Origin of the sequence: Kitasatospora sp. NPDC059088, assembly GCF_042738155.1 — a bacterium.
Classification (GTDB): domain Bacteria; phylum Actinomycetota; class Actinomycetes; order Streptomycetales; family Streptomycetaceae; genus Kitasatospora.
The window spans coordinates 1,092-22,932 of sequence record NZ_JBHYGR010000099.1 but is presented as its reverse complement, the minus strand read 5'-3'; the positions used below and the strand labels follow the sequence as shown (position 1 = coordinate 22,932).

The 21,841-nt window shown below is 74.1% G+C and carries 22 protein-coding genes; 10 read left to right on the top strand and 12 right to left on the bottom strand.

What is annotated here, in order from left to right; translation table 11 throughout:
- Window positions 1-151: 151 nt before the first annotated feature.
- A complete protein-coding gene (locus ACFWXO_RS32885; RefSeq protein ID WP_380528482.1) occupies window positions 152-937 on the top strand; it encodes a hypothetical protein in 786 nt (261 codons plus the stop codon).
- A 79-nt stretch (window positions 938-1,016) separates the two neighbouring features.
- Here ACFWXO_RS32885 and ACFWXO_RS32880 read toward each other — a convergent pair whose 3' ends face one another.
- Both ACFWXO_RS32880 and ACFWXO_RS32875 read right to left on the bottom strand, forming a co-directional pair.
- On the bottom strand, window positions 1,017-1,571 hold the full coding sequence (locus tag ACFWXO_RS32880; protein ID WP_375893434.1) for a hypothetical protein: 555 nt from the start codon (window positions 1,569-1,571) through the stop codon (window positions 1,017-1,019).
- A 152-nt stretch (window positions 1,572-1,723) separates the two neighbouring features.
- A complete protein-coding gene (locus ACFWXO_RS32875; RefSeq protein WP_380528480.1) occupies window positions 1,724-2,713 on the bottom strand; it encodes a DUF5937 family protein in 990 nt (329 codons plus the stop codon).
- Between the two features lie 76 nt (window positions 2,714-2,789).
- Here ACFWXO_RS32875 and ACFWXO_RS32870 point away from each other — a divergent pair, with 76 nt between their 5' ends.
- Entirely contained in the window at window positions 2,790-3,659 is an 870-nt protein-coding gene (locus tag ACFWXO_RS32870) for an alpha/beta fold hydrolase (protein ID WP_380528479.1), read from the top strand.
- 31 nt (window positions 3,660-3,690) lie between these two features.
- Here the strand turns inward: ACFWXO_RS32870 and ACFWXO_RS32865 are convergent, their stop codons facing one another.
- Entirely contained in the window at window positions 3,691-4,032 is a 342-nt protein-coding gene (locus ACFWXO_RS32865; protein WP_380528477.1) for a hypothetical protein, read from the bottom strand.
- A 55-nt stretch (window positions 4,033-4,087) separates the two neighbouring features.
- Entirely contained in the window at window positions 4,088-4,978 is an 891-nt protein-coding gene (locus tag ACFWXO_RS32860; protein WP_380528475.1) for a LysR family transcriptional regulator, read from the bottom strand.
- 70 nt (window positions 4,979-5,048) lie between these two features.
- On the opposite strand from ACFWXO_RS32860, the gene ACFWXO_RS32855 reads away from it, so the two are divergent.
- On the top strand, window positions 5,049-5,777 hold the full coding sequence (locus ACFWXO_RS32855; protein ID WP_375893424.1) for a hypothetical protein: 729 nt from the start codon (window positions 5,049-5,051) through the stop codon (window positions 5,775-5,777).
- 29 nt (window positions 5,778-5,806) lie between these two features.
- Here the strand turns inward: ACFWXO_RS32855 and ACFWXO_RS32850 are convergent, their stop codons facing one another.
- From ACFWXO_RS32850 to ACFWXO_RS32840, 3 genes are all read right to left on the bottom strand, one after another.
- Complete coding sequence (locus ACFWXO_RS32850; RefSeq protein ID WP_380528473.1) at window positions 5,807-6,346, bottom strand: GNAT family N-acetyltransferase; 540 nt, start codon at window positions 6,344-6,346, stop codon at window positions 5,807-5,809.
- 109 nt (window positions 6,347-6,455) lie between these two features.
- On the bottom strand, window positions 6,456-7,055 hold the full coding sequence (gene coaE, locus ACFWXO_RS32845) for a dephospho-CoA kinase (protein ID WP_375893420.1): 600 nt from the start codon (window positions 7,053-7,055) through the stop codon (window positions 6,456-6,458).
- 47 nt (window positions 7,056-7,102) lie between these two features.
- On the bottom strand, window positions 7,103-7,744 hold the full coding sequence (locus tag ACFWXO_RS32840) for an MBL fold metallo-hydrolase (RefSeq protein ID WP_380528470.1): 642 nt from the start codon (window positions 7,742-7,744) through the stop codon (window positions 7,103-7,105).
- Window positions 7,745-7,806: 62 nt separating this feature from the next.
- On the opposite strand from ACFWXO_RS32840, the gene ACFWXO_RS32835 reads away from it, so the two are divergent.
- Window positions 7,807-8,238 (top strand): MarR family winged helix-turn-helix transcriptional regulator, encoded by a 432-nt coding sequence (locus ACFWXO_RS32835; protein ID WP_380407917.1) that lies wholly within the window; start codon window positions 7,807-7,809, stop codon window positions 8,236-8,238.
- Window positions 8,239-8,278: 40 nt separating this feature from the next.
- On the opposite strand, the gene ACFWXO_RS32830 is transcribed toward ACFWXO_RS32835, so the two are convergent.
- Complete coding sequence (locus tag ACFWXO_RS32830) at window positions 8,279-10,486, bottom strand: MMPL family transporter (RefSeq protein ID WP_380528468.1); 2,208 nt, start codon at window positions 10,484-10,486, stop codon at window positions 8,279-8,281.
- A 271-nt stretch (window positions 10,487-10,757) separates the two neighbouring features.
- Entirely contained in the window at window positions 10,758-12,248 is a 1,491-nt protein-coding gene (gene rpsA, locus ACFWXO_RS32825) for a 30S ribosomal protein S1 (RefSeq protein WP_329928268.1), read from the bottom strand.
- A gap of 415 nt (window positions 12,249-12,663) precedes the next feature.
- Between rpsA and ACFWXO_RS32820 the strand changes: the two genes are divergently transcribed.
- Window positions 12,664-13,560, top strand: coding sequence for a class I SAM-dependent methyltransferase (locus ACFWXO_RS32820; RefSeq protein ID WP_375893411.1), 897 nt, complete (start codon window positions 12,664-12,666; stop codon window positions 13,558-13,560).
- 5 nt (window positions 13,561-13,565) lie between these two features.
- Window positions 13,566-16,076 carry an ATP-dependent helicase HrpB gene (gene hrpB / locus ACFWXO_RS32815; RefSeq protein ID WP_380528466.1) on the top strand — a complete coding sequence of 837 codons (2,511 nt, stop codon included), beginning with the start codon at window positions 13,566-13,568 and terminating at the stop codon, window positions 16,074-16,076.
- 2 nt (window positions 16,077-16,078) lie between these two features.
- Here hrpB and ACFWXO_RS32810 read toward each other — a convergent pair whose 3' ends face one another.
- Window positions 16,079-17,356: a hypothetical protein gene (locus ACFWXO_RS32810; protein ID WP_380528464.1), complete on the bottom strand. Its 1,278-nt coding sequence runs from the start codon at window positions 17,354-17,356 to the stop codon at window positions 16,079-16,081.
- A 246-nt stretch (window positions 17,357-17,602) separates the two neighbouring features.
- Between ACFWXO_RS32810 and ACFWXO_RS32805 the strand changes: the two genes are divergently transcribed.
- Window positions 17,603-18,454, top strand: coding sequence for an alpha/beta fold hydrolase (locus tag ACFWXO_RS32805; RefSeq protein WP_380528462.1), 852 nt, complete (start codon window positions 17,603-17,605; stop codon window positions 18,452-18,454).
- A 65-nt stretch (window positions 18,455-18,519) separates the two neighbouring features.
- On the opposite strand, the gene ACFWXO_RS32800 is transcribed toward ACFWXO_RS32805, so the two are convergent.
- Window positions 18,520-19,287 (bottom strand): alpha/beta hydrolase, encoded by a 768-nt coding sequence (locus ACFWXO_RS32800; RefSeq protein WP_375893406.1) that lies wholly within the window; start codon window positions 19,285-19,287, stop codon window positions 18,520-18,522.
- A 368-nt stretch (window positions 19,288-19,655) separates the two neighbouring features.
- On the opposite strand from ACFWXO_RS32800, the gene ACFWXO_RS32795 reads away from it, so the two are divergent.
- The gene (locus ACFWXO_RS32795; protein WP_380528460.1) at window positions 19,656-20,006 is read left to right on the top strand and encodes a hypothetical protein; all 351 of its coding nucleotides are present in this window, start codon (window positions 19,656-19,658) and stop codon (window positions 20,004-20,006) included.
- Window positions 20,007-20,073: 67 nt separating this feature from the next.
- On the opposite strand, the gene ACFWXO_RS32790 is transcribed toward ACFWXO_RS32795, so the two are convergent.
- The gene (locus tag ACFWXO_RS32790) at window positions 20,074-20,673 is read right to left on the bottom strand and encodes a DUF1707 domain-containing protein (protein WP_380528458.1); all 600 of its coding nucleotides are present in this window, start codon (window positions 20,671-20,673) and stop codon (window positions 20,074-20,076) included.
- A gap of 142 nt (window positions 20,674-20,815) precedes the next feature.
- On the opposite strand from ACFWXO_RS32790, the gene ACFWXO_RS32785 reads away from it, so the two are divergent.
- Entirely contained in the window at window positions 20,816-21,457 is a 642-nt protein-coding gene (locus ACFWXO_RS32785) for a dihydrofolate reductase family protein (protein ID WP_380528456.1), read from the top strand.
- 4 nt (window positions 21,458-21,461) lie between these two features.
- Window positions 21,462-21,841: alpha/beta fold hydrolase (locus ACFWXO_RS32780; RefSeq protein WP_380528454.1), on the top strand; the 380-nt coding region annotated here is incomplete at its 3' end.

Below are 21,841 nucleotides of genomic sequence, written 5' to 3'. Positions count from 1 at the left end.
GAGCCAGGGGGGCCTGACGGCAGCAGCAACGGGGGGAACAGCCATGCCGAGTGCCCGCAGTCACGGGTCGGCCGGGCGGCGGGGCCGGGTGGCCGGCGCGCCACCGGCCCCGGCCCCGCCCCACGACACCGGACACCCGAGGAATCGTCACGTGCGCAGCAGCACCCGCCTGATCACCGTCACCGCCGCCGCCCTGCTCTGCGCGGGCGCCCTGAGCGCCTGCGGACCGGACGACAGCGGCCAGGACGGCGGCAAGAGCGCCGCCCCGGCGGCGCCGACCACCGCGGCGCCGGCCGGCGGCACGGCCGGGCCCACCACCGGGGCCGACCAGGGCAAGGCCGTCCCGGCCAAGGCCTGGGCGGACACCAAGAGCATCCCGATGGACGAGACCTACCACTTCGCCCCACTGGCGGCCAACGCCAAGCCGGTCACCGGGCCGATCGGCTTCAAGGGCATGGAGCTGTGCCACGCCGCGCCGCCCAAGGGCGACGAGTACATGTACACCGACGGCGCGGCGCGGGCCAAGGCCGCCGTCGGCTTCGGCGGGGACCGCTGGACGGCCCAGCAGACCGTGGACTTCTGGGGCGACCCGACCCACAGCAGCGGCAACGCCCAGACCGCCTACGCGATCGAGCGGGGCATCACCGAGGCCGTGACGAACTGCGCCAGGACCGCGCCGGGCGCCACGGTCAAGGTGACCAGCGCGGCCGACGCGCCCTACTTCGCCGCCACCGTGACGGCCCCGCAGCCCGACGGTTCCACCGCCACCCTGCACGAGTACGTGGTGCTGGGCGGCGGGGCGGTCACCGAGCTGGCCGTCTGGGCGACGGCCAAGGCCGGCGCCCAGCCCAAGGACGCCTGGAAGGCTCCCGAGGACAAGTACGTCGCCACCGGCATGACGGCCCCGCTCTGCGAGGCCTTCCCCGGCTGCCGCTGACGTACCGACAGACCGCCGCCAGGCCCGTCCGGCACAGGGGAACGGACGGACCTGGCGGCTTCCTTTCAACCCCGCGGGGTCACAGCCCCAGGCGGCTGAGCGCCGTGGTCCAGTCACTGGCGATCGCGCTGCGGGCCGCGTCCAGGGTCACCTTGTGGCCGCACACCGCGTTCTTCAATCTGGTCTCGACCGAGTCCTTGCTCTGCGCGGGCTCGTTGCCGTAGCGCGGCTCGGGCCACAGGTTGTGCGGGTCGCGCGGCGCGCCGCCGAGCTCCAGCGGGACGAAGTGGTCCTCCTCGTAGTCCGCGGGGTTGGTGTCCGCGTAGCCGTACTGGGCGATCTGCTGGGTCTTCAACGCGTTGGTGTAGCTGGTCGGCGGGCGCACGGTGGCGGTCCAGCCGGAGACGCAGATGGTCTGGCCGATGGTGGCCTGGGTGACCGCCGGGTTGTACGCGCCGGGGGTGCAGGACGGGTCGGGCAGCGGCAGGTACGCCTGCGAACAACTGGCGCTCGTGGCACCGGACTTGCCCGGCTTGTGCGCGGCCGTGGCGGCCTGCGCGGTACCGGTGGCGAATCCGGCGGCGGCGAGGGCGGCCACCGCGACGATGACGGTGGAACGCTGACGGAGCATCATGGGGGAAGCTCTCCCGGTCCGGCCCGGCCGTTCGCCGGGCGACTGTGCCCATGACAGCACCGCCCGCGCGACGATCGTCAGGTCCGGGACGTGAACGAGTGGTGTTCACCCCCTCCACATCCGCCCTCCCCCGGGACTCCAGCCCTCGGCCCTCAGCCCTCAGCCCCCGGCTGCACGGCGCCCGCCTCCCCCACCAGCACCGCCCCCACCGCCGTCCGCAGGTGCAGCGCGTTGCGCCCGCTCCGCCGGGTGGCCACCAGCCCAGCGCCGCGCAGCGCACCGAGGTGCTGGGAGACGGCGCTCGGGGTGACGCCGAGCCGCTCGGCGAGCTGCGGGGTGCTCAACGGCTCGCCGAGCACGGCGAGCAGCTCCGCGCGGGTGCGCCCCAGCACGGCGGCCAGCCCGGCGGAGGACGGCCGGGGCTCCTCCCACAACAGCCCGACCCCGGCCGCCGGGTAGCGGATCGAGGCGGCGGCGCGCGGGGAGTGGTCGACGATCACGTCCGGCCAGCCGAAGACCGACGGCATCAGCGCCAGACCGTGCCCGCCCGCCTCGACCGTCCACACCGACCCGGTACGACGACGGCCGTGCACCACCAACTCGCCCTCCCGCCAGACGACATCACCGTGCAGCTCGGCGAACAGCCCCTCCACCCCGCGGTCCACCAGGGTCACCGCCCGGCGGCCCAGGTCCGCCTCCAGCAGGGCCCGCATCCGCCCCCAGTGCGGGGCGACCAGCTCGCCGTGGAGGCGCTCCAGCGCATCGGCGACCCGCCCCAACAGCTCGGCCGCGTCCGGCAGTCGACGCGCCCGGGCGGCGCCCAGCGCGGCGGTGCACTCGGCCGCCACGTACGCCGGGTCGGTCGCCCGCAGCCCGGCCAGTTCGGCCTCGAAGGAGGGCAGCCGCAGCTCCGGCACCGGGAACAGGAAGGACGGCAGGCACCCCGTCAACAGGGCGCGCAGCAGGGGGAGTTCGGGTTCATGGGCGAGCACCGACCGGGCCCCGCGCACCCACGCCCGGTGCACGTCGTGCCCACCGACCCCGAGCGCCGGCCGCAGCCCGAGCACCGTCTCGGCCAGCGGCGAGACCGCGAACCGCACCCGGGCGACCTCGGCCGCCGACAACCGGATCTCCACCGCCACGCGGCCACCGCCCCTCGATCATTCAGTCCTGGCTGAACGATAGCCGTACCCGCGCCGGCCCCCCAGGCTGTCCGCCATGGAGTTCCTCACCTCGTACGACGGCACCGACCTGGCCTTCCGCACCCTCGGCGACGGCCCGCCGCTGCTCTGCCTCCCCGGCGGCCCCGGCCGCGCCGCCGAGTACCTCGGCGACCTCGGCGGCCTGGGCGCCCACCGCACCCTGATCCTGCCCGACACCCGGGGCACCGGCGCCTCCGGGACGCCCGCCGACCCGGCGAGCTACCGGGTCGACCGCCTGGTCGCCGACGTCGAGGCACTGCGCCGCCACCTCGGCCTGGACCGGATCGACCTGCTCGGCCACTCCGCCGGCGGCGCCCTCGCCATGCTCTACGCGGCCGCCCACCCCGACCGCCTGACCAGCCTCACCCTGCTCACCCCCTCCTTCGCCGCCGTCGGACTGCCCTCCGACACCGGCGCGCGGGAGGTGATCGCCGCCCGGGCGGGCGAGCCCTGGCACGCCGAGGCCGTCCTCGGGTACGACGGGATGCGGTCCGCGACCAGCTTCGCCGAGGCCGCCCGGCACCGCTTCGCCTTCGAGCCGCTGATGTACGGCCGCTGGGACGCCGCGGCCCGCGCCCACGCCGCCGCCGACCCGGCCCAGCGCTCCCTGCCGGTCAGCGAGCACTACTACGCCGACTACACCCCCGACACCGAGGCTCTGCGCCGCCGACTGGCCACGCTCACCTGCCCGGTCCTGCTGCTCGCCGGGGAGGTCGACCTCTGGCCCACCGCGGCCTCCGCCACCGCGGCGGCGTCACTCTTCCCCGACGTCACCCTCACCGTCCAGCCGGGCGCGGGCCACTACCCCTGGCTGGACGACCCCGCGGCACTCACCGGCACGGTCGCGGACTTCCTCACCCGCAACGCCGCCCGGGCCGCAGTCTGACCGGCGCGGCAAGGTGCCGTTCGGCTCGCCGTCAGCCCTTCCCCTCCCAACGGCCGCCGATGCAGGCCAGGACCGTCGTGTCGGTGGCGTCGAGGTAGACCCAGAAGATCAGGTCGGGCGCCTTGATCACGCCGAGGCGCAGGCCCTGCTCCCCCGCCGCTTCGAAGACCGCGACGCTCTCGGCGAGGCCGGGCACCTCGAACCCGAGCCGCCGGGTGCGTTCGAGTCGGCGCCGGAAGACGCCGAAGTGCTGTCGGGCGGGGATCAGGTTGCTCCCGACCTCGAAAGTCGCCCCGGCGAGCAGGGCTTCGCGTGCGGGGCCGCAGGCCGGTGTCTGCCCGGCCAGCATCCCGACGAGGTCGTCGCGCGTCATGCGCCGACTCTGCCAGGTGCCGGTCAACCCGCCAAGTGAAATACCGACCGCCCCCTCACCCCGCCAGCAGCCGCGCCAGCAGCGCCGCCGGCCCCTCCGGCAGGCTGCCGTGGAGGAGTTCGGTGCGGTGCACCAGTCGGGGTGCGGCGATCGGGGCGGACGCGATGCCGGGCACCCGGGCGAGGACGGGGGCGGGCAGCAGGGTGAGTCCGTGTCCGGCGGCGACCAGCGTGAGCAGCCCGTGCAGATCGGTGCCGCGGTAGCGGGTGGCGGGCCGGAAGCCGTCGGTGCCGGTGGCGGCGCGCAGCCGGTCCGCGGTGGGGGTGAGGTCGGGGGCGTCCAGCCAGCGGGCGGCGGACAGGTCGGCGAGGGCGAGGCCGGGGCGGCCGGCCAACGGGTGTCCGAGCGGCAGGGCGACGGCGAGCGGCTGTTCGCCGACGGCGACGGTGGTCAGCGGGCCGACCTCGGGCAGCGGCAGCGGGTCGCTGGGCGCGGCCAGGCCGTCGATCAGCGCGAGGTCGACCTCGCCGGTGGCGACCTGGGCGGGCAGCACCCCCTGGGCGAGCACCTGGACGACGGGTTCCACCTGCGGGAACACCCGGCGCACTTCGCCGAGTGCGTGCCCCAGGGCCGCTCCGACCGCCAGCGGGGTGGCGCCGAGCACCAGCCGGGCGCTCGGGGCGCCGGCCAGGCGTGCGACGTCGGCGCGCGCCGCCTCCAAGCGGACCAGTAGCGGGGCGGCGTGCTCCAGCAGTCGCCGTCCGGCCGCGGTGGGGGCGACCGGGCGGCGGCCCAGCAGGGCGGTGCCGAGGTCGGCCTCCAGCGCGGCGATCTGCTGGGACACCGCGGACTGGGTGTAGCCGAGGTCCCGGGCCGCCTCGGAGAAGGAGGCGAGCCGGGTGACGGTGACGAAGGTGCGGAGCTGCTGCGGATCCACGGCGGCCATCAACCGATCTGATCGAGGAGTAAGAAATCATCGTTGGCACTGATCTCGGATGCGGGGTCAGGATAGCCCCATGACCTATCTGACCCCCCGGATCGCCCTGGTCGGCGACCGCTCCCCCGCCGTCCGCTCGCACGCCCGCGTCCCCGGCCTGCTCGCCTCCCTCGCCGAGCGCGAGCAACTGGTCCTGGACGCGTACTGGATCCCCACCGAGGACGCCGGGGCCCCGGGCGCGCTCGACGGCTTCGACGCCGTCTGGCTGCTGCCCGGCAGCCCGTACCGCAGCGAGCAGGGCGCCCTGGCCGCGATCCGGACCGCCCGCGAGAACGGCATCCCCTTCCTCGGCACCTGCGCCGGGTTCCAGCACGCGGCGCTGGAGTTCGCCCGGAACGTCTGCGGCATCACCAACGCCGTCAACGGCGAGCAGGACCCGGACCTCGACGAGCAGGTGATCGTCCCGCTCAGCTGCTCCCTGGTCGGCCACGAGGGCGCCGTCGCGATCACTCCCGGCAGCCTGGCCGAGCGCACCCTGGGTGCCACCGCCACCCAGGAGCGCTACCGCTGCAACTACGGCCTCAACGCCGACTACCTGGACCGGCTGCACGCCCACGGGCTGCGTTTCAGCGGCGCGGACCCGTCCGGCGAGGTCCGCATCCTCGAACTGCCGGGGCACCCGTTCTTCCTGGCCTCGCTGTTCCAGCCTGAGCTGTCCGGCGACGGCACCCGGGCCCACCCGATGATCCGCGCCCTGGCGGAGGCCGCCGTCGCCCACGCGGACACCGGCTGGGCCAGGGCGGCCTGAGCCTCAGCCGGCCGGCAGCCGATCGACCCTCACATCGGCAGCGAGCGCAGCCGCACCGGCCCCTCCGGCCACCCGGCGCCCTCCGCCAGCGGCCGCCACATGGTGCGCAGCGGCATGACCGCGAGCCGCCCCTCCGGCTGCTCGACCGTCACCTCCTCGGCCACCTCCCGGAAGCCGAGCCCCCGGTAGAACGCCGCCAGCGGCGGGCGGCAGAACAGCAGTGCGTACCGGAAGCCGAGCGCGCGCCCGTGGTCCACGGCGCTGCCGACCACGGCGTGCGCCAACCCCTCGCCGCGCCGTTCGGCGGCGACGCAGACACCGCCGACGCCGATCGCGTCCAGGTCGGTGCCGCCGACGGTGAGCGGGACCGGGAGCAGCCCGGTGTGGGCGACGAGCCGGCCGTCGGCGGCCCGGATGCCGAAGTGCACGTCCTTGGGCCGGAAGGCGAGCCCGGTGTAGGCGACGCCGTACGGGTCCTCGCCGGGGCCGAGGATCTGGTCCTGTTCGGCGCGGGAGTAGCTCTCCAAGCGCTCGACGTTCAGCGGTTCAGGGGAAAAACGATCATCCATCACTCCATGCTCCCTTCCCCACGGAACGGCGTCCGAGTCCCCTCCGGACCACCGGATCGGTCACATGATCCGACGGTCGTCCCCAGGGGAGGAAAGGCCGGGGAAGGTCCTAGACGGCGGCCCGCTCGACCAGCTGCGCCCACACCTCGTCGACCCGCGCAGACAGCGCGTCCAGCGGCCCGCCGTTGTCGATCACCAGGTCGGCGACCGCCAGCCGGTCCGCCCGCGAGGCCTGCGCGGCCATCCGGGCCCGGGCCTCCGTCTCGGCCATCCCGCGCAGCCGCACCAGCCGGTCCAGCCGGACCTCGTCGTCCGCGTCGATCACCACGACCAGGTCGAACAGCGGTGCCAGCCCGTTCTCGGCGAGCAGCGGCACGTCGTGCACGACGACCGCGTCCGGCGCGGCCGCCGCCTCCAGTTCGGCGGAGCGGGCCCGCACCAGCGGGTGGACGATCGCGTTCAGCGCCCGGAGCTTCTCCGGGTCGGCGAACACGACCGCCCCGAGGGCCGGCCGGTCCAGCGCGCCGTCCTCGCGCAGCACCTGCGGGCCGAACTCGGCGACCACGGCCGCCAGGCCGTCCGTCCCGGGGGCGACCACCTCACGGGCGATCAGGTCGGAGTCCACGATCACCGCGCCGTGCGCGGCGAACAGCCGGGACACCTCGCTCTTGCCCGCGCCGATCCCGCCGGTCAGTCCGATCTTCAGCATGGCGTCAGGCTACCGGCGCGGCGACGGACGCGTCAGCCCGGCCCGGCTCAGCCCAGTTCCAGGCTCTCGCCGTCGCCCAGCACGGTCAGTTCCGATCCGGTCCCCGGCCCGTCCGGCCCGAGCAGCCGGGTGGCGATCATGTGCCCGATCGGGCTGAGCGTCGCCTCGTGCACCGGCACCGCCACCCGCGGACCCGACTCCCGGACGTAGTCGACCACCTCGCCGGCCTTGCTCCACGGCGCCGCGAGGGGCAGCAGCAGGGTGTCCACGGCGTGCGGCGGCACGGTGAAGGCGTCGCCGGGGTGGAACAGCCGGCCGTCGAGGAGGAAGCCGATGTTCTTCACCAGCGGGATGTCCCGGTGGATCTCGGCGTGCCACTCGCCGTGGACGGAGACCCCGACCCCGCCGATCTCGAAGGCGTCGCCCTCGCCGACGACGGTGATCCGCTGCCCGTCGCCGTCCAGCTGGGCGGCGACCTCGCCGTTGGTCCACACCCGCAGTGCCGGGTCGGCCTCCAGCGCGGCGCGCAGCCGGGACGGCTCGAAGTGGTCCATGTGCTCGTGGGTGATCAGGACGGCGTCGGCCCCGGCCAGGGCGGCGGGGTCGGTGAAGGCTCCGGGGTCGATGACGAGCGTGGTTCCGGCGTGCTCGACGCGTACGCAGGCGTGTCCGAACTTCGTGATTCGCATGGAGGAAACCATACAGCACAGCTGTACAGTCTTGCTGCACAAATTCCCGATACACTTCTCCCATGCCCAGCAACGCCCCGCACCCGGACACCCTGGATCTCGCCGCCGACCTGCGCTCCGCCCTCGGCAGCCTGGTCCGCACCCTGCGCGACAGCGACGACCTGCCGCCCAACCAGGCCGCGGTGCTCGGTCTGCTGGTCCGCGACGAACGCTCCTACACCGTCGCCGAGCTCGCCGACCTCCGCCGGGTGCGCCACCAGTCGATGGCCCGCACCGTCGCCCTGATGTCCGAGGCCGGCCTGGTCGCCCAGCAGCCCCACCCCACCGACGGCCGCAAGCAGCTGATCGCCACCACCGAAGCGGGGCGGCTGGCCCTGCTCGACCAGCGCGCCCGCCGCGAGCACCACATCGCCACCGCCATCGAGTCCCGCCTCAGCACCACCGAGCGCGAGCAACTGCGCACCGCCGTCGGCCTGCTGAACCGCCTCGCGTGAACCGCCGTCGCTCCGGCAGGGCAGCCGCCGCCCGGTCCTGCTACGCCTCGACCAGGTCCTTGGCCGCCGGCCGCTGCGCCGGGAGCACCGCCGGCTCGATCTCCGGCAGGTCCACGTGCTCGCTCAGCCCGAACCGCCGGTGCAGCCGTCGCAGCGGTGCGGGCGCCCACCAGTTGAACTCGCCGAACAGGCTCATCGCGGCCGGCACCAGCAGGCAGCGCACCAGGGTGGCGTCCACCGCGACGGCCACCGCCAGCGCGATGCCCATCTGCTTGACCATGAGCATGTCCCCGAGCGCGAAGCCCGCGAAGACGATCACCATCAGCAGCGCCGCCGAGGTGATGATCCGACCGCTGCGCTGGACGCCCAGCTCCACCGCCCGGACGCAGCCGTACCCGCGGTCGGTCAGCTCCTTGATCCGGGCGAGCAGGAACACCTCGTAGTCCATGGAGAGCCCGAAGGCGAAGGCGAAGACCAGCACCGGGATGAAGGTCTCCAGCCCGCCCGTCGAGCTGAACCCGAGCAGCCCGCTCAGCCAGCCGTCCTGGAACACCAGGGTCAGCGCGCCGAGCGAGGCGCCCAGCGACAGCACGTTCATCAGCAGCGCCTTGACCGGCATCACCACCGAGCCGGTCATCAGGAACAGCAGCACCAGCGTCCCGGCCGCGACCAGGCCCAGCGCCCACGGCCCGCGCGCCAGCAACTCGTCCTGGAAGTCCACCACCGAGGCCGCGCCGCCGGTGACGTAGGTCTTCAACCCGCCCCGGTCGGCCCGCAGCTCGTCCACCACCTGCTTGGCCGTGGCGCCCTGCGGGTCCCCGTGCACCAGCACGTCGACCGTCGACACCGCCCCGCTCACCGGTGTCACGGCCCGGACCGCGCTGACGCCCGGCAGCTTGGCCACCACCTCGTCCGCGTACGCCTGGGCCACCGGCGCCCCGCCCTCGACCACGACGGTGATCGGCGCGGCCGCGATCTGCGGGAAGCGCTGGTCGATCGCCTCCGCGACCTGCCGCCCGGCCGAGGAGGCGGGCAGCACGGCGGCGCCGGAACTGCGCATGTCGGCGTGCAGGAACGGCGCCCCGGCCGCCATCAGCACGCCCACGCAGGCGAGGGTCACGAGCACCGCCCGCTTGCGGACCCGGCGCACGGTACGGCTGAAGAAGCCCTCGTCGGGGACGGGCGCGCTCGGTGTCCTGATCCGGCCGCCGGCGAAGCCGAGCAGCGCGGGGATCAGGGTGAGCGCGGCGGCGACCGCGATCACCACCACGCTCACCCCGGCGGCGGCGACCGCGCCCAGCACCGGGCTGGTGAAGACGAACAGTCCGGACAGCGCCACGGCCACGGTCAGTCCGGAGAAGGCGACGGTGCGTCCGGCGGTCGCGGCGGTGCGTTCGACCGCGGCGGCGATGCCCGCGCCGTGGCCGCGCTCCTCGCGGAAACGATTCACCATCAGCAGGGCGTAGTCGATCGAGAGCCCGAGCCCCAGCACGGTGGCGATCGGCAGCACGCTGGTGTCGATGTCCATGATCCGGCTGAACCCGAACATGGCCAGCAGCGCCCCGCCCACCGAGGCGACGGCGCCGATCACCGGCAGTGCGGCGGCGGCCAGGCCGCCGAACACCAGCACCATGACGACCAGGGTGAGCGGCAGGGTCACCATCTCGCCGAAGCGGGTGTCCTGCTCGGTCTGCTTCTTGACCTCCTGCTGGAGGACGAGGTCCCCGCCGACGGTCACGTGCGCCCCGCCCGCGCCGTTCAGGGCGGCCAGCCGGTGGGTGGCCGCGTCGGTCTGCGCGGAGGTCGCGGTGTCGGCCATCCGTACGCTGACCAGGCCGGCCCTGCCGTCGGCGGCCCGCAGCGCGGCCGCACCCGGGCCGGAGCCGTACGGGTCCTGGGTGCCGGCGACCCCGGGCAGCGCCGCGATCTCGGCGGTGGCCTTCTGCACGGCGGCCCGTACGGCCGGGTCGTCCACCGGCCTGCCGTCCACCACCGCGGTCAGCGTCCCCTTGACCGGGTCGGCCGCGGCGACCACCGCACTGCCCCGGTCCGCCTCGGCGGTCGCGGAGGAGGCCCCGGCCACCGAACCCTCGAACACCCGGCCGCCGATCAGCACCCCGACGACGAGGACCGCGGCCCAGAAGCCGAGCACCCAGCGACGGTGGCGGAAACAGAACCGGCCGATCGCGGCGAGCCGGCCACCGACCACGGCGGCGGGGACGGCGGAGGAGGGGTTGCGCATGCGCATGAAGGAGCCTTTCGGGCAGCTCCACTCAATGTAGGTGCAACCCGAAGTCCGGCCTATAGCAGGGCAATGAGCCTCATCTCACATTTCCCTTCACATAAACCACACATAAGTCAAACCGGAAAACGAAGGCGTGAATCGAAGGTGCGAACGACGGTGTGAAACGAAAGCGTGAGGGGCGCGCGAAACGGTCGGAGAACGCGAAACGGGCCCCACCCGGAGTGATCCGGATGGGGCCCGTTCCCTAGCTGTCAGCTAGCGGGGGGCGAGAGCCTCAGCTCTGGCCGCCGGCCAGCTTCTCGCGCAGGGCGGCCAGGGCCTCGTCGGAGGCCAGGGCGCCCGAGCCCTCGTCGCTGCTGGACGAGTAGGAACCACCGGCAGCGGCGGCGACGGCGTCGCCACCCTCGGCAGCGGCCTCGGCGTCGGCCTCGCGGCTCTTGATGACCTGGGCCTGGTGCTGCTCGAAGCGGGTCTGCGCCTCGGCGTACTGGCGCTCCCACTCCTCACGCTGCTTCTCGAAGCCGGGCAGCCAGTCGTTCGCCTCGGGGTCGAAGCCCTCCGGGTAGATGTAGTTGCCCTGGTCGTCGTACGAGGCGGCCATGCCGTACAGGGTCGGGTCGAACTCGACCTCGGCCGGGTTGGCACCCAGGGCCTCGTTGGCCTGCTTGAGCGACAGGCTGATGCGACGACGCTCGAGGTCGATGTCGATGACCTTGACGAAGATCTCGTCGCCGACCTGGACGACCTGCTCCGGGATCTCGACGTGGCGCTCGGCCAGCTCGGAGATGTGGACCAGACCCTCGATGCCCTCGTCCACGCGGACGAACGCACCGAACGGAACCAGCTTGGTGACCTTACCCGGAACGACCTGGCCGATCTGGTGGGTACGGGCGAACTGCTGCCACGGGTCCTCCTGGGTCGCCTTCAGCGACAGGGAGACGCGCTCGCGGTCCATGTCAACGTCGAGAACCTCGACGGTGACCTCCTGGCCGACCTCGACAACCTCGGACGGGTGGTCGATGTGCTTCCAGGACAGCTCGGAGACGTGCACCAGGCCGTCGACGCCACCCAGGTCCACGAAGGCACCGAAGTTGACGATCGAGGAGACGACGCCGGAGCGCACCTGACCCTTCTGGAGGGTGGTGAGGAAGGTCTGGCGGACCTCGCTCTGGGTCTGCTCCAGCCAGGCACGGCGGGACAGGACCACGTTGTTGCGGTTCTTGTCCAGCTCGATGATCTTGGCCTCGAGCTCCTTGCCCACGTAGGGCTGGAGGTCGCGGACGCGGCGCATCTCGACCAGCGAGGCGGGGAGGAAGCCCCGGAGGCCGATGTCGAGGATGAGACCACCCTTGACGACCTCGATGACGGTACCGGTGACGATGCCGTCCTCTTCCTTGATCTTCTCGATCGTGCCCCAGGCACGCTCGTACTGAGCGCGCTTCTTGGACAGGATGAGACGACCCTCCTTGTCCTCCTTCTGGAGAACCAGGGCCTCGATGTTGTCACCGACGGCGACGACCTCGTGCGGGTCAACGTCGTGCTTGATCGAGAGCTCGCGGGACGGGATGACGCCCTCGGTCTTGTAACCGATGTCGAGGAGGACCTCGTCACGGTCGACCTTCACGATGACGCCCTCGACGATGTCGCCATCGTTGAAGTACTTGATGGTCTCGTCGATGGCGGCGAGGAAGGCCTCCGCGTCGCCGATGTCGTTGACCGCGACCTGCGGGGTGGTGCTGAGGGAGGAGTCGGTGGGGCTCGTCATTAGGAAAAGGGCTCCGGTACGGACATGAAAGTCGTAGGTAATGCCACGCGGAGGGCCCGTATCGCTCCCACCGAAAGCCGGACAGCCAAGAACACGGCACACCGGAAATCCCGTGAACAACGAGAAATCGGCGTCCGTCTTGCGACCGTGGGGTCTTCGACAGATGCGAGCGCGACCTGCTCCGTCCGAGGCGCGCAGGCCCGCAGCGCAACTTGTAGCATACGGGGACGGCCAGGCACGGTCAACGCCAGAAGAGGCAAGACGGTGGAGCCTGGTACGGATCAGGCCATATCCTCCGGTTGCGCACCTCGCGGTGGCGCCCGAAGGGGCCCTTCCCCGGATGCCACCGCCAGGATCCGGCCCCGGTCGGGGCCGTTTCGCGGCAGCGGCGCTTCCGCACTCCATACCCTACGCGATGGGCATTGTCACCGTGGCCACCACCCCCCAGTCCGCCCTTCACGATCTTGACACCTCTCCCGCAGGGGCCGACGGATCCGACGAGTTGGAGGAGGAGGACGGCGACGACGCGGTCCGGCGCGAGGCCGGGCTCGGCGAGAGCAGCCGGGCCAGCCGGCACTGGTGGGACCGCAACGCCGACGAGTACCAGGACGAGCACGGCGAGTTCCTCGGCGACGACCGCTTCACCTGGTGCCCCGAGGGCCTGGACGAGGCCGACGCCCGCCTGCTCGGCGACGTGGCGGGCCGGGACGTGCTGGAGATCGGCGCCGGCGCCGCCCAGTGCTCCCGCTGGCTCGCCGCCCGCGGCGCCCGCCCCGTCGCCCTCGACATCTCCTACCGCCAGCTCCAGCACTCCCGCCGGATCGACCTCGGCCGGGGCGTGGAGCCCGTCGCCGTCGTCCAGGCCGACGCGGCCGTCCTGCCCTTCGCGGACGCCTCCTTCGACCTCGCCTGCTCCGCCTACGGCGCCGTGCCGTTCAGTGCCGACACCGAGCGGCTGATGCGCGAGGTGCACCGGGTGCTGCGGCCCGGCGGGCGCTGGGTGTTCTCGGTGACCCACCCGATCCGCTGGGCCTTCCCCGACGAGCCCGGCGTCGAGGGCCTGACCGCGATGTCCTCCTACTTCGACCGCACCCCGTACGTCGAGCAGGACGAGAACGGCCATGCCACCTACGTCGAGCACCACCGCACCGTGGGCGACCGGGTCCGCGAACTCGTCGCCGCCGGCTTCCGGTTGGTCGACCTGGTCGAGCCCGAGTGGCCGGCCGGGCTGGAGCAGGAGTGGGGCGGCTGGTCCCCGCTGCGCGGGCGGCTGATCCCCGGCACGGCGATCTTCGTCACCGAGCGGGGCTGAGCCCCTTGAACCCCGCGTGGCGCGAACTCCCGGTCCGTACCGCCCTCCCCGCGCTGCACGAGGCCCTGGACGGGGGCGGCACGGCCGTCCTCGCCGCCCCGCCCGGCACCGGCAAGACGACACTGGTGCCGCTCGCCCTGGCGGGGCTGCTCGCCGACGGCCGGCCGGTGCGCCGGGTGCTGGTCGCCGAACCGCGCCGGCTCGCCGTCCGGGCCGCCGCCCGGCGGATGGCCTGGCTGCTCGGCTCGTCCGTGGGGCGCGAGGTCGGCTACACCGTGCGCGGGGAGCGGCGCGTCGGCCCCGACACCGTGGTCGAGGTGGTCACCACCGGGGTGCTGCTGCAACGCCTCCAGCGCGACCAGGAGTTGCCCGGGGTGGACGTGGTCGTCCTGGACGAGTGCCACGAACGGCACCTGGACGCCGACACCGCGCTCGCCTTCCTGCTCGACGTCCGGGCGGCGCTGCGGCCCGAACTGGGGCTGGTCTGCGCCTCGGCCACCTCCGACACCGGGGCCTGGGCCGAACTCCTCGGCGGCGCACCGGTGGTGGCGGCGCACGGGGTGTCCCACCCGGTCGACGTGGTGTGGGCGCCGCCGCCGCGCGCCGTCCGGCCCGCGCACGGGACCAGGGTCGATCCGGCGCTGCTCGACCACGTCGCGGCCGTGGTGCGGCGGGCGCTGGGCGAGCAGGACGGGGACGTGCTCTGCTTCCTGCCCGGGGTCGGCGAGATCGCCCGGGTGGCGGGGCAGTTGAGCGGCGCCCCGGCCGAGGTGCTCCAACTCCACGGCCGCGCCCCGCAGACCGTCCAGGACGCCGCGCTCACCCCGGCCCAGGGGCGCCGGGTCGTCCTCGCCACCGCCGTCGCCGAGTCCTCGCTCACCGTGCCCGGCGTGCGGGTCGTCGTCGACGCCGGACTCGCCCGCGAGCCGCGCACCGACCACGCCCGGGGGCTGGCCGGACTGGTCACCGTACGGGCCTCGCTCGCCGCGGCCCGCCAGCGCGCCGGGCGGGCCGGGCGCGAGGCCCCCGGCACCGTCTACCGCTGCTGGAACGAGGCCGAGGACGCCCTCGCCGCCCGCTTCCCCACCCCCGAGATCGCCCTCGCCGACCTCACCTCCTTCGCCCTCCAGACCGCCTGCTGGGGCGACCCGGACGCCACCGGGCTCGCCCTGCCCGACGCCCCGCCCGCCGGGGCGATGGCCGCCGCCCGGCAGGCCCTGACCGCCCTCGGCGCGGTGGACGGCGACGGCCGGGCCACGGCCCGCGGCGTCCGGCTCGCCCGTACGGGGCTGCACCCCCGGTTGGGCCGCGCCCTGGTCGACGGGGCCGCGGCCGTCGGTGCCCGCCGGGCGGCCGAGGTGGTCGCCCTGCTCTCCGAAGAACCGCCGCGCGCCCTCGGCGACGACCTCGGCGCGGTCTGGCGGGCGGTGCAGGACTCCCGGGACCCGTACGCGGGCCGCTGGCGCGACGAAGTCCGCCGGTTGCGGCGCGCCACCTCCGACGAAGGCACGACCGCCCTGCCCGACGCCACCGCCGTCGGCCTCGTCGTCGCCCTCGCCTTCCCCGAACGCATCGCCCGCGCCCGGGTCGAGCGGCCCGCCCCCGGCGAGCGCAGCCCGTACCTGATGGCCTCCGGCACGGCCGCCGAACTCGCGCCCGGCACGGCCCTGGGCGCCCTCCCCTGGCTCGCCGTCGCCGCCGCCGACCGCCCGGCCGGCTCGCACTCGGCCCGCATCCTGCACGCCGCGGCGCTGGAGGAGTCCACCGCCCTCCAGGCCGGCGCCCCGCTCGTCACCGCCCGCGAGGAAGTCCACTGGGACACCCGCCGGGGCGAGGTCACCTCCCGCCGGGTCGAATCCCTCGGCGCCGTCGAACTCACCGAGAAGCCCCTCACGCGCCCCGACCCGGCCCTCGTCCGGGGCGCCCTCCTGGACGGCCTCGCCCGCGAGGGCGTCAGCGAGCTGCTGACCTTCACCTCCGGCCTCCGCGAACGCCTCGCCTTCCTCCGCACCGCCCTCGGCGACCCCTGGCCCGACGTCTCCGACGAGGCCCTGCTGGAGCGCGCCGACGAATGGCTGGAGCCCGAACTGTCCCGCGCCCGCCGCCGCGCCGACCTCGCGAGGATCGACACCACGGCCGCCCTCCAGCGCCTCCTCCCCTGGGCCACCGGCGAAGCGGGCCGCCTCGACGAACTGGCCCCCGAACGCATCACCGTGCCGTCCGGCTCGAAGATACGGGTCGACTACGGCACCGAACGCCCGGTCCTGGCCGTCAAGTTGCAGGAACTCTTCGGCTGGACCACGACCCCCGCCGTGGCCGCCGGCCGCGTGCCGCTGACCATCCACCTGCTCTCCCCGGCGGGCCGCCCCGCCGCCGTCACCGGCGACCTGGCGTCGTTCTGGCGCGAGGGCTACCGAGCCGTCCGCGCCGAACTACGGGGCCGCTACCCCCGCCACCCCTGGCCCGAGGACCCGACCACGGCCGAACCCACCCGCCGCGCCAACACCCGGAAGTGACGTCAGGAGAGCGAGAAGCCCAGCTGGTTCACCACCGGCGTCATCGGCACGTACAGCACCTGGGCGAAGCAGGTCGTCGGGTGCGCCGTCGATCCGGCCGGGCAGCCGACCTCCGACCCTCCGGCCACGATCACGCCGCGCGCCTCCATGTCGCCGTTCGCACCGGACGGGTTGGCCAGCACCGGGCCGCCGCTGTCGCCCTTCGCGCCGATCGCGCGCCGGTCTCCGCCCTTCGACTCCGCGACGTCCACCGGCTTGATCCTCGTCCCCTCGTCGTTCGTCGTCTCGATGTCGACCTTCTTGACCTGCACGTCGCACGTCCACCCCGACTGGGCGCCGCTCAGGCAGACGAGGTCCCCCACGTTGTTGCGCCCGGCCCCGTAGGTGTGCCGTGAGGAACCGCCGCGGTCCGACCAGGCGCCGTCGTAGAACCGGCCGGCGCCGTCGCCGTTGATCGCGACCGTGCCGACGTCCAGACCGTCGCCGATCGCGGACAGGTCGCCGATGTACGCGCCGGTGCCGTTGTAGTACCGGCCGTTGCCGCAGTGCGCGGCGGTCAGCAGCACCTTGGTCCGGCCCTTCCACCCGCTGAACGCGGTCGAGCAGAACGCGGACTTCCCGGTGTTGACCTCGGCACCCGCGTAGTACGGCGCGCCGTCGGAGTGCCGGCTGCCGGACAGCGCCGCCGGGGCGCCCCCGACGGCGGCCGTCACCGGCATCCCGGCGAGCTCGGCGGCCCGCCGGGAGTACGCCCGCTCGCTCGCGTCGCCCCCGGTCAGCCGCGCGGCCGCCGTCGGCGCGTACGTGATCGCGATGGCGGCGCCGTCCTCCTGCGGGCCGATCGACGTCCAGGCCCCGGGCGCCACGGCGGCGGTGAACCGGTCGATCGCGGCGCGCATCTCCGCCCGGGAGTACGGGCTGTGGTGCACGTCCACGGTGTAGCCGGGGTCGGCGTGCGCGTCGAGCAGCCTCCGGACCTCGGCCGGGGCCTCGCCCTTCCAGTAGAGGTCGGCGTGCTGGTCCGACGCGTCGATCACCGTCCCGGCATAGCCGTCCGCCGCCGGGGCGCCGGACTCCACCCAGTCCTGCACCGGGTCCGTCATCCGGTGGAGCTTCTGCTGGGCCTGCGGATCACGCAGCACCGGCAGGCTCACCGAGCGGACCGGCCGGCCCGGCCCGCCCGGTGCGTCCGGTGCGTCCGGTACGGCATCGGCGGCGGCGAGGGCACCGGCGGTCACGGCGGACAGGGCCAGGGACAGCAGCAGACGGGAGCGGCGCATACGCGGTCCTTCGACGGGGCTGGCGGGCCGGCACCCAGCCTAGGGACCGATCGGCGCTCCGCCGTGCCCGGAAGGCGCGCGCCGGGATGACGCCGGCGCCCGCAGGAGCCGCCGCGCCCCCTGGCCCGTCCCGCCCGGGCCCGTCCCGCCCGTGGTGGACCACCCGGGATCCGGGGATCCGCCGTCGCCCGACACCGTCGCGTGGTCTGATCATCTTGTTGACGTGCTACCGACAGGAGCTGACCCGTGTCCTCACCCCTCCCCACCGCCGTACGCCTGAGCGTCGGCCGGCACACCTTCGACGGGCTGGCCGCCGGGCCCGCCGACGGCGAACTCGTCCTGCTGCTGCACGGGTTCCCCGAGTTCGCCGACTGCTGGAGCGCCGAGCTGACCGCCCTGGCCGCGGCCGGCTACCGCGCGGTGGCCGTGGACCAGCGCGGCTACTCCCCCGACGCCCGCCCCGCGGACATCGCGGACTACGCCGTCGAACTGCTGGTCGCGGACGCCCTCGGCTTCGCCGACGCCCTGGACGCACCACGCTTCCACCTGGTCGCCCACGACTGGGGCGGCCTCGTCGCCTGGGCGCTGGCCTCCACCCACCCCGAGCGGCTGCACAGCCTGACCGTGCTCTCCACCCCGCACCCCGAGGCGCTCTACGCGGCCCTGAACAACGGCGGCGACCAGCGCGAACGCTCGCAGTACATAAGGGAGTTCCGCCTGCCGGAGCACGCGGCCGAGCAAGCCGTGCTGGCCGACGACGCGGCCCGGCTGCGGGCGATCTACCGGGACGTGCTGCCGGCGGAGCTGGCCGAGTCCAACGTCCGACGGCTGACCGAGCCCGGAGTGCTGACGGCCGGACTCAACTGGTACCGGGCCGTCAACGAGGAGCTCCGGATCCCGGCCGGCGAGATCACCGTCCGCACGCTCTACGTCTGGGGCACCGAGGACCGGGCCCTGGGCCGCGACGCCGCGGACCTGACGGCCGCGCACGTGAGCGCCCCGTACCGGTTCGTGGCCCTGGAGGGCGCCACCCACTGGCTGCCGGAAGCCAACGCCGACCAGGTCGTACCGCTGCTCCTGGAACACCTCGCGGGCTGAACCGGCGCGGGAGGTCGACGGGGCCGACTTCCCGCGCCGGGCGTCCCGCGCCGGGACCGTACGGGTCAGGCCGACGGGGCGGCCGGGCGGCCGAGGTGCCGGGCGAAGAAGCGGGCCGCGCTGTCCGCCTCGAACCGGGGGAGGTCCTTGTGCCTGCCCGAGTTCACGTGCAGGGACTTCTCCGTCGAGGCGAAGGCGTCGAACAGCGCGAGGCCCTCCTCGCGCGTGATGTGCTCGTCGTCCCACTGGAGGTCGAACTCGATCGGGACGGTGATCCGCTTCGCCTGCTCGGCCAGGGTGTCGGGCCAGTGCTGGCCGAAGACGGCGGCGGAGACCCTGGGTTCGCCCGCCACGAAGGGGATCCCGATCGCGGTGCCCATGTTGATGCCCCAGAAGCCGACCGGCCCGTCGGCGCCGATCTCCGGGAGCTCCTGGAGGGCGTCCAGCAGCGCCCGGTACTCGGGCACGGCCTGCTCCGCCAGGTGGTCGTTGTAGCGCACGACGATCGGGCCCTCCGGCTCGCCCGCCGCCCGGGCCGCGTACAGGGCGGCGATCTCCGCCTCGTCGTGCGCCGTGCGCGGCCGGTCGCCGTGACCGGGTGCGTCGACGACGGCGACGTGGAAGCCGCAGCCGGCCACCAGGAGTCGGGCCCGGCCGGACATCGCCGGGTGCTTCTTGTGGTTGCCGCCGCCGTGGGCCATCAGGACCAGGGGCGCGCGGTCGGCCGCGCCGGAGGCCGGCGACCAGAGGACACCGGGGACTTCGCCCAGGGTGAAGTCGCGCTCAAGGACGCCGTTCGAGGACGACTGCGCGGTGAAGTGCGGAGAGTGCACGAGGTGTTGCCTTTCGGGAGTGCCTGGCTGTCGAGGCGCTCCCGGCGACACCTACGTCAATCGCCCGACCGTGACGAGCGGGGGAGCACCCATATGGGTCCAGCGTTCATGGGTCTCACCTCCTCGGGCGGTTGCACGGTCACCCGGAAGCTACCAGCCCGGGCGATCATCCCTCAACCCCTTTTCCCACCCGTGCGCACCGGACGTCGGCCCGGTCGACTTCCCGCTCCGCGGCCACAACTCCGCAGGGCCGACCGCTCTTTCGGGGGAACTCCGGGCCGACCTCGGGACAGCCGTGACCGCCCCCGGTCAAGGTGGCACCGGGCCCTCTCCGGGCCCGCCTGATCCCTCGGAGGAAGGGCACCCCCATGCGCGTCCCCCCGTCCCGGCTCGTCCGCACCGGCGGCACCATCGGATCGATCGCCCTGGCGACCGTCCTCGCGACCGCCGCCACGGCGGCCTCCGCCGGCCCCACGTCCTTGCAGATCGACGACGGCACCACCGTCAGCTCCCGGCAGGTCACGGTCGGGCAGTGCGTCAACCCCTCGCTGACCACCCACATCCAGAGCATCGCCGTGGGGAACCGGGCGGGCAGCGGCAGCGCCACCGTCTTCCAGTCCCGCAACTGCACCGGCACCGTCATCCGGCAGGGCCGGAGCCCCCTGTTCTTCAACCCGCCGACCTCGATCGGCTCCGTCCGCATCGACTCCGCCCCCTGACCACCCGACCCCGCGAGGACGGCCCGGCACAGGAAGTCGGCCCCGCCGACTTCCCGCGCCGGACCGGCTACCGCTTCTGCCGGGGCTGCTTGATCTTGATGTACCCCGCCCGCGGATGCCCGACGACGGTGAGCGTCGGCAGGGCCGGGTCGGTCGGCGCGGTGGCCTTGTTGGTGATGTGGGCGGTGTTGGTGCTCGCCCCGTCGATCCGCACCGCCCAGCCCGGCGGGACGATCAGCTGGATGCCGCCCGTGCCGCAGCTCGCCTCGACGGTGACCTCCCGGTGAGCGCAGGCGGCCTCGGTGAAGTCGATCACGATGCTCAGCATCTTGCACTCGGCGACGACCCTGCGCGGGACCGTCCACCGTCCGGCCTGCTTGATGTTGCCCAGGTGGGTCTTGAGGACGAGCGTCTCCGCATCGCCACCGGCCGGGGATCCGGACGGCCGCTCCTGCGGCAGATCGGCCACCAGGACGTCGAGTTGGGCGTACGTCCTGGCCTGGTAGGCCAGGTCAAGCCGCTCCTGGAACTCGGCCAGGTCGATCCGGCCCTCCCCCGCGGCGGCCCGCAGCCGCTCGGCCACGGCCTCCCGGTCGGCGTCCCCGGCCCGTGGCTCCACCGCGCCCTGCGACGTCACCGATTCCGTTCCCTGCGCCCCCTTGATCATGATCGAACTGTAGCCGCGCGTACGGAGCGCCCGCGAGCGGCCCCGGATCTCCGGAAGCCGGGTGTCGGCGTGGCGATGAGTTTTCCGGCCCCGACCGGTCTACATCTCGACGGGACCGACCGACCTCACCAGGAGTACCGCCATGGGCCTCATCCACATCGAGATGTTCGCGACCCTCGACCTCGTCGGCCAGGCGCCCGGCGGGCCCGACGAGGACCCGGAGGGGTTCCCGTACGGCGGCTGGCAGGCGCCGCTGCTGAACGAGGCCACCGGGGCGCAGATCCTCGCCGCGTACGAGGGCACGGACGCGCTGCTGCTCGGCCGGCGCACGTACGACCTCTTCGCCGCCTACTGGCCGCAGCAGAAGGAGGGCGAGATCGCCGAGTTGTTCAACCGCGTCCCGAAGTACGTGGCCTCCCGGGGCACGACCGGGCTCCCGTGGGCCGGCTCCACCCGGCTGGGCCCCGACCTGGCCGGCGCGGTGCGCGAGATCCGCGACCGGCACGAGCACGTGAAGGTCGTCGGGAGCCTGAACCTGGTGCAGACCCTCCTGCGCGAGAAGCTCTTCGACCGCCTCGACCTCTGGGTGCACCCGATCGTGCTCGGCGTCGGGAAGAAGGTCTTCGAGGAGGGCGCGGTGCCCACGAACCTCACGCTCCTCGAACCCCCGGTGGCCGGCCCCCAGGGCACCGTCTACCTGCGGTACGGGCTCGCCGAGGGCACGCCCAGGACGGGCGACATGAGCCTGCCCGACCGCGGTCTCGGGGACGACGGGGCCCGGTGACCCGATGACCGCCGCCCACACCGCCGTGCGCGCCGCCGTCCACGCCAACGGGGTCGTCTCGGGCACCGAGTCGTTCGGTGCCGACGACGCGCCGCTCGTCCTGCTCGTGGGCGGGCCGACGATGCTGTCCTGGCCCGACGCCCTCTGCGAACGCCTCGCCGCCGGCGGGCGCCGGGTGGTGCGCTACGACCTGCGCGACAGCGGGGCGTCGACGACGGTGGACCCGCAGGCGCCCGGCTACACCCTGCGCGACCTCGCCGCCGACGCCGCCGCCCTGGCCGGCGCGCTCGGCGGCGCGGGCGGGCGGGGGCGCCGGCGCCCGCCCCACCCGGGGCTCGCGGCGGTGTGTTATACACAACAACCACCCCCCGCCACCACACCCAC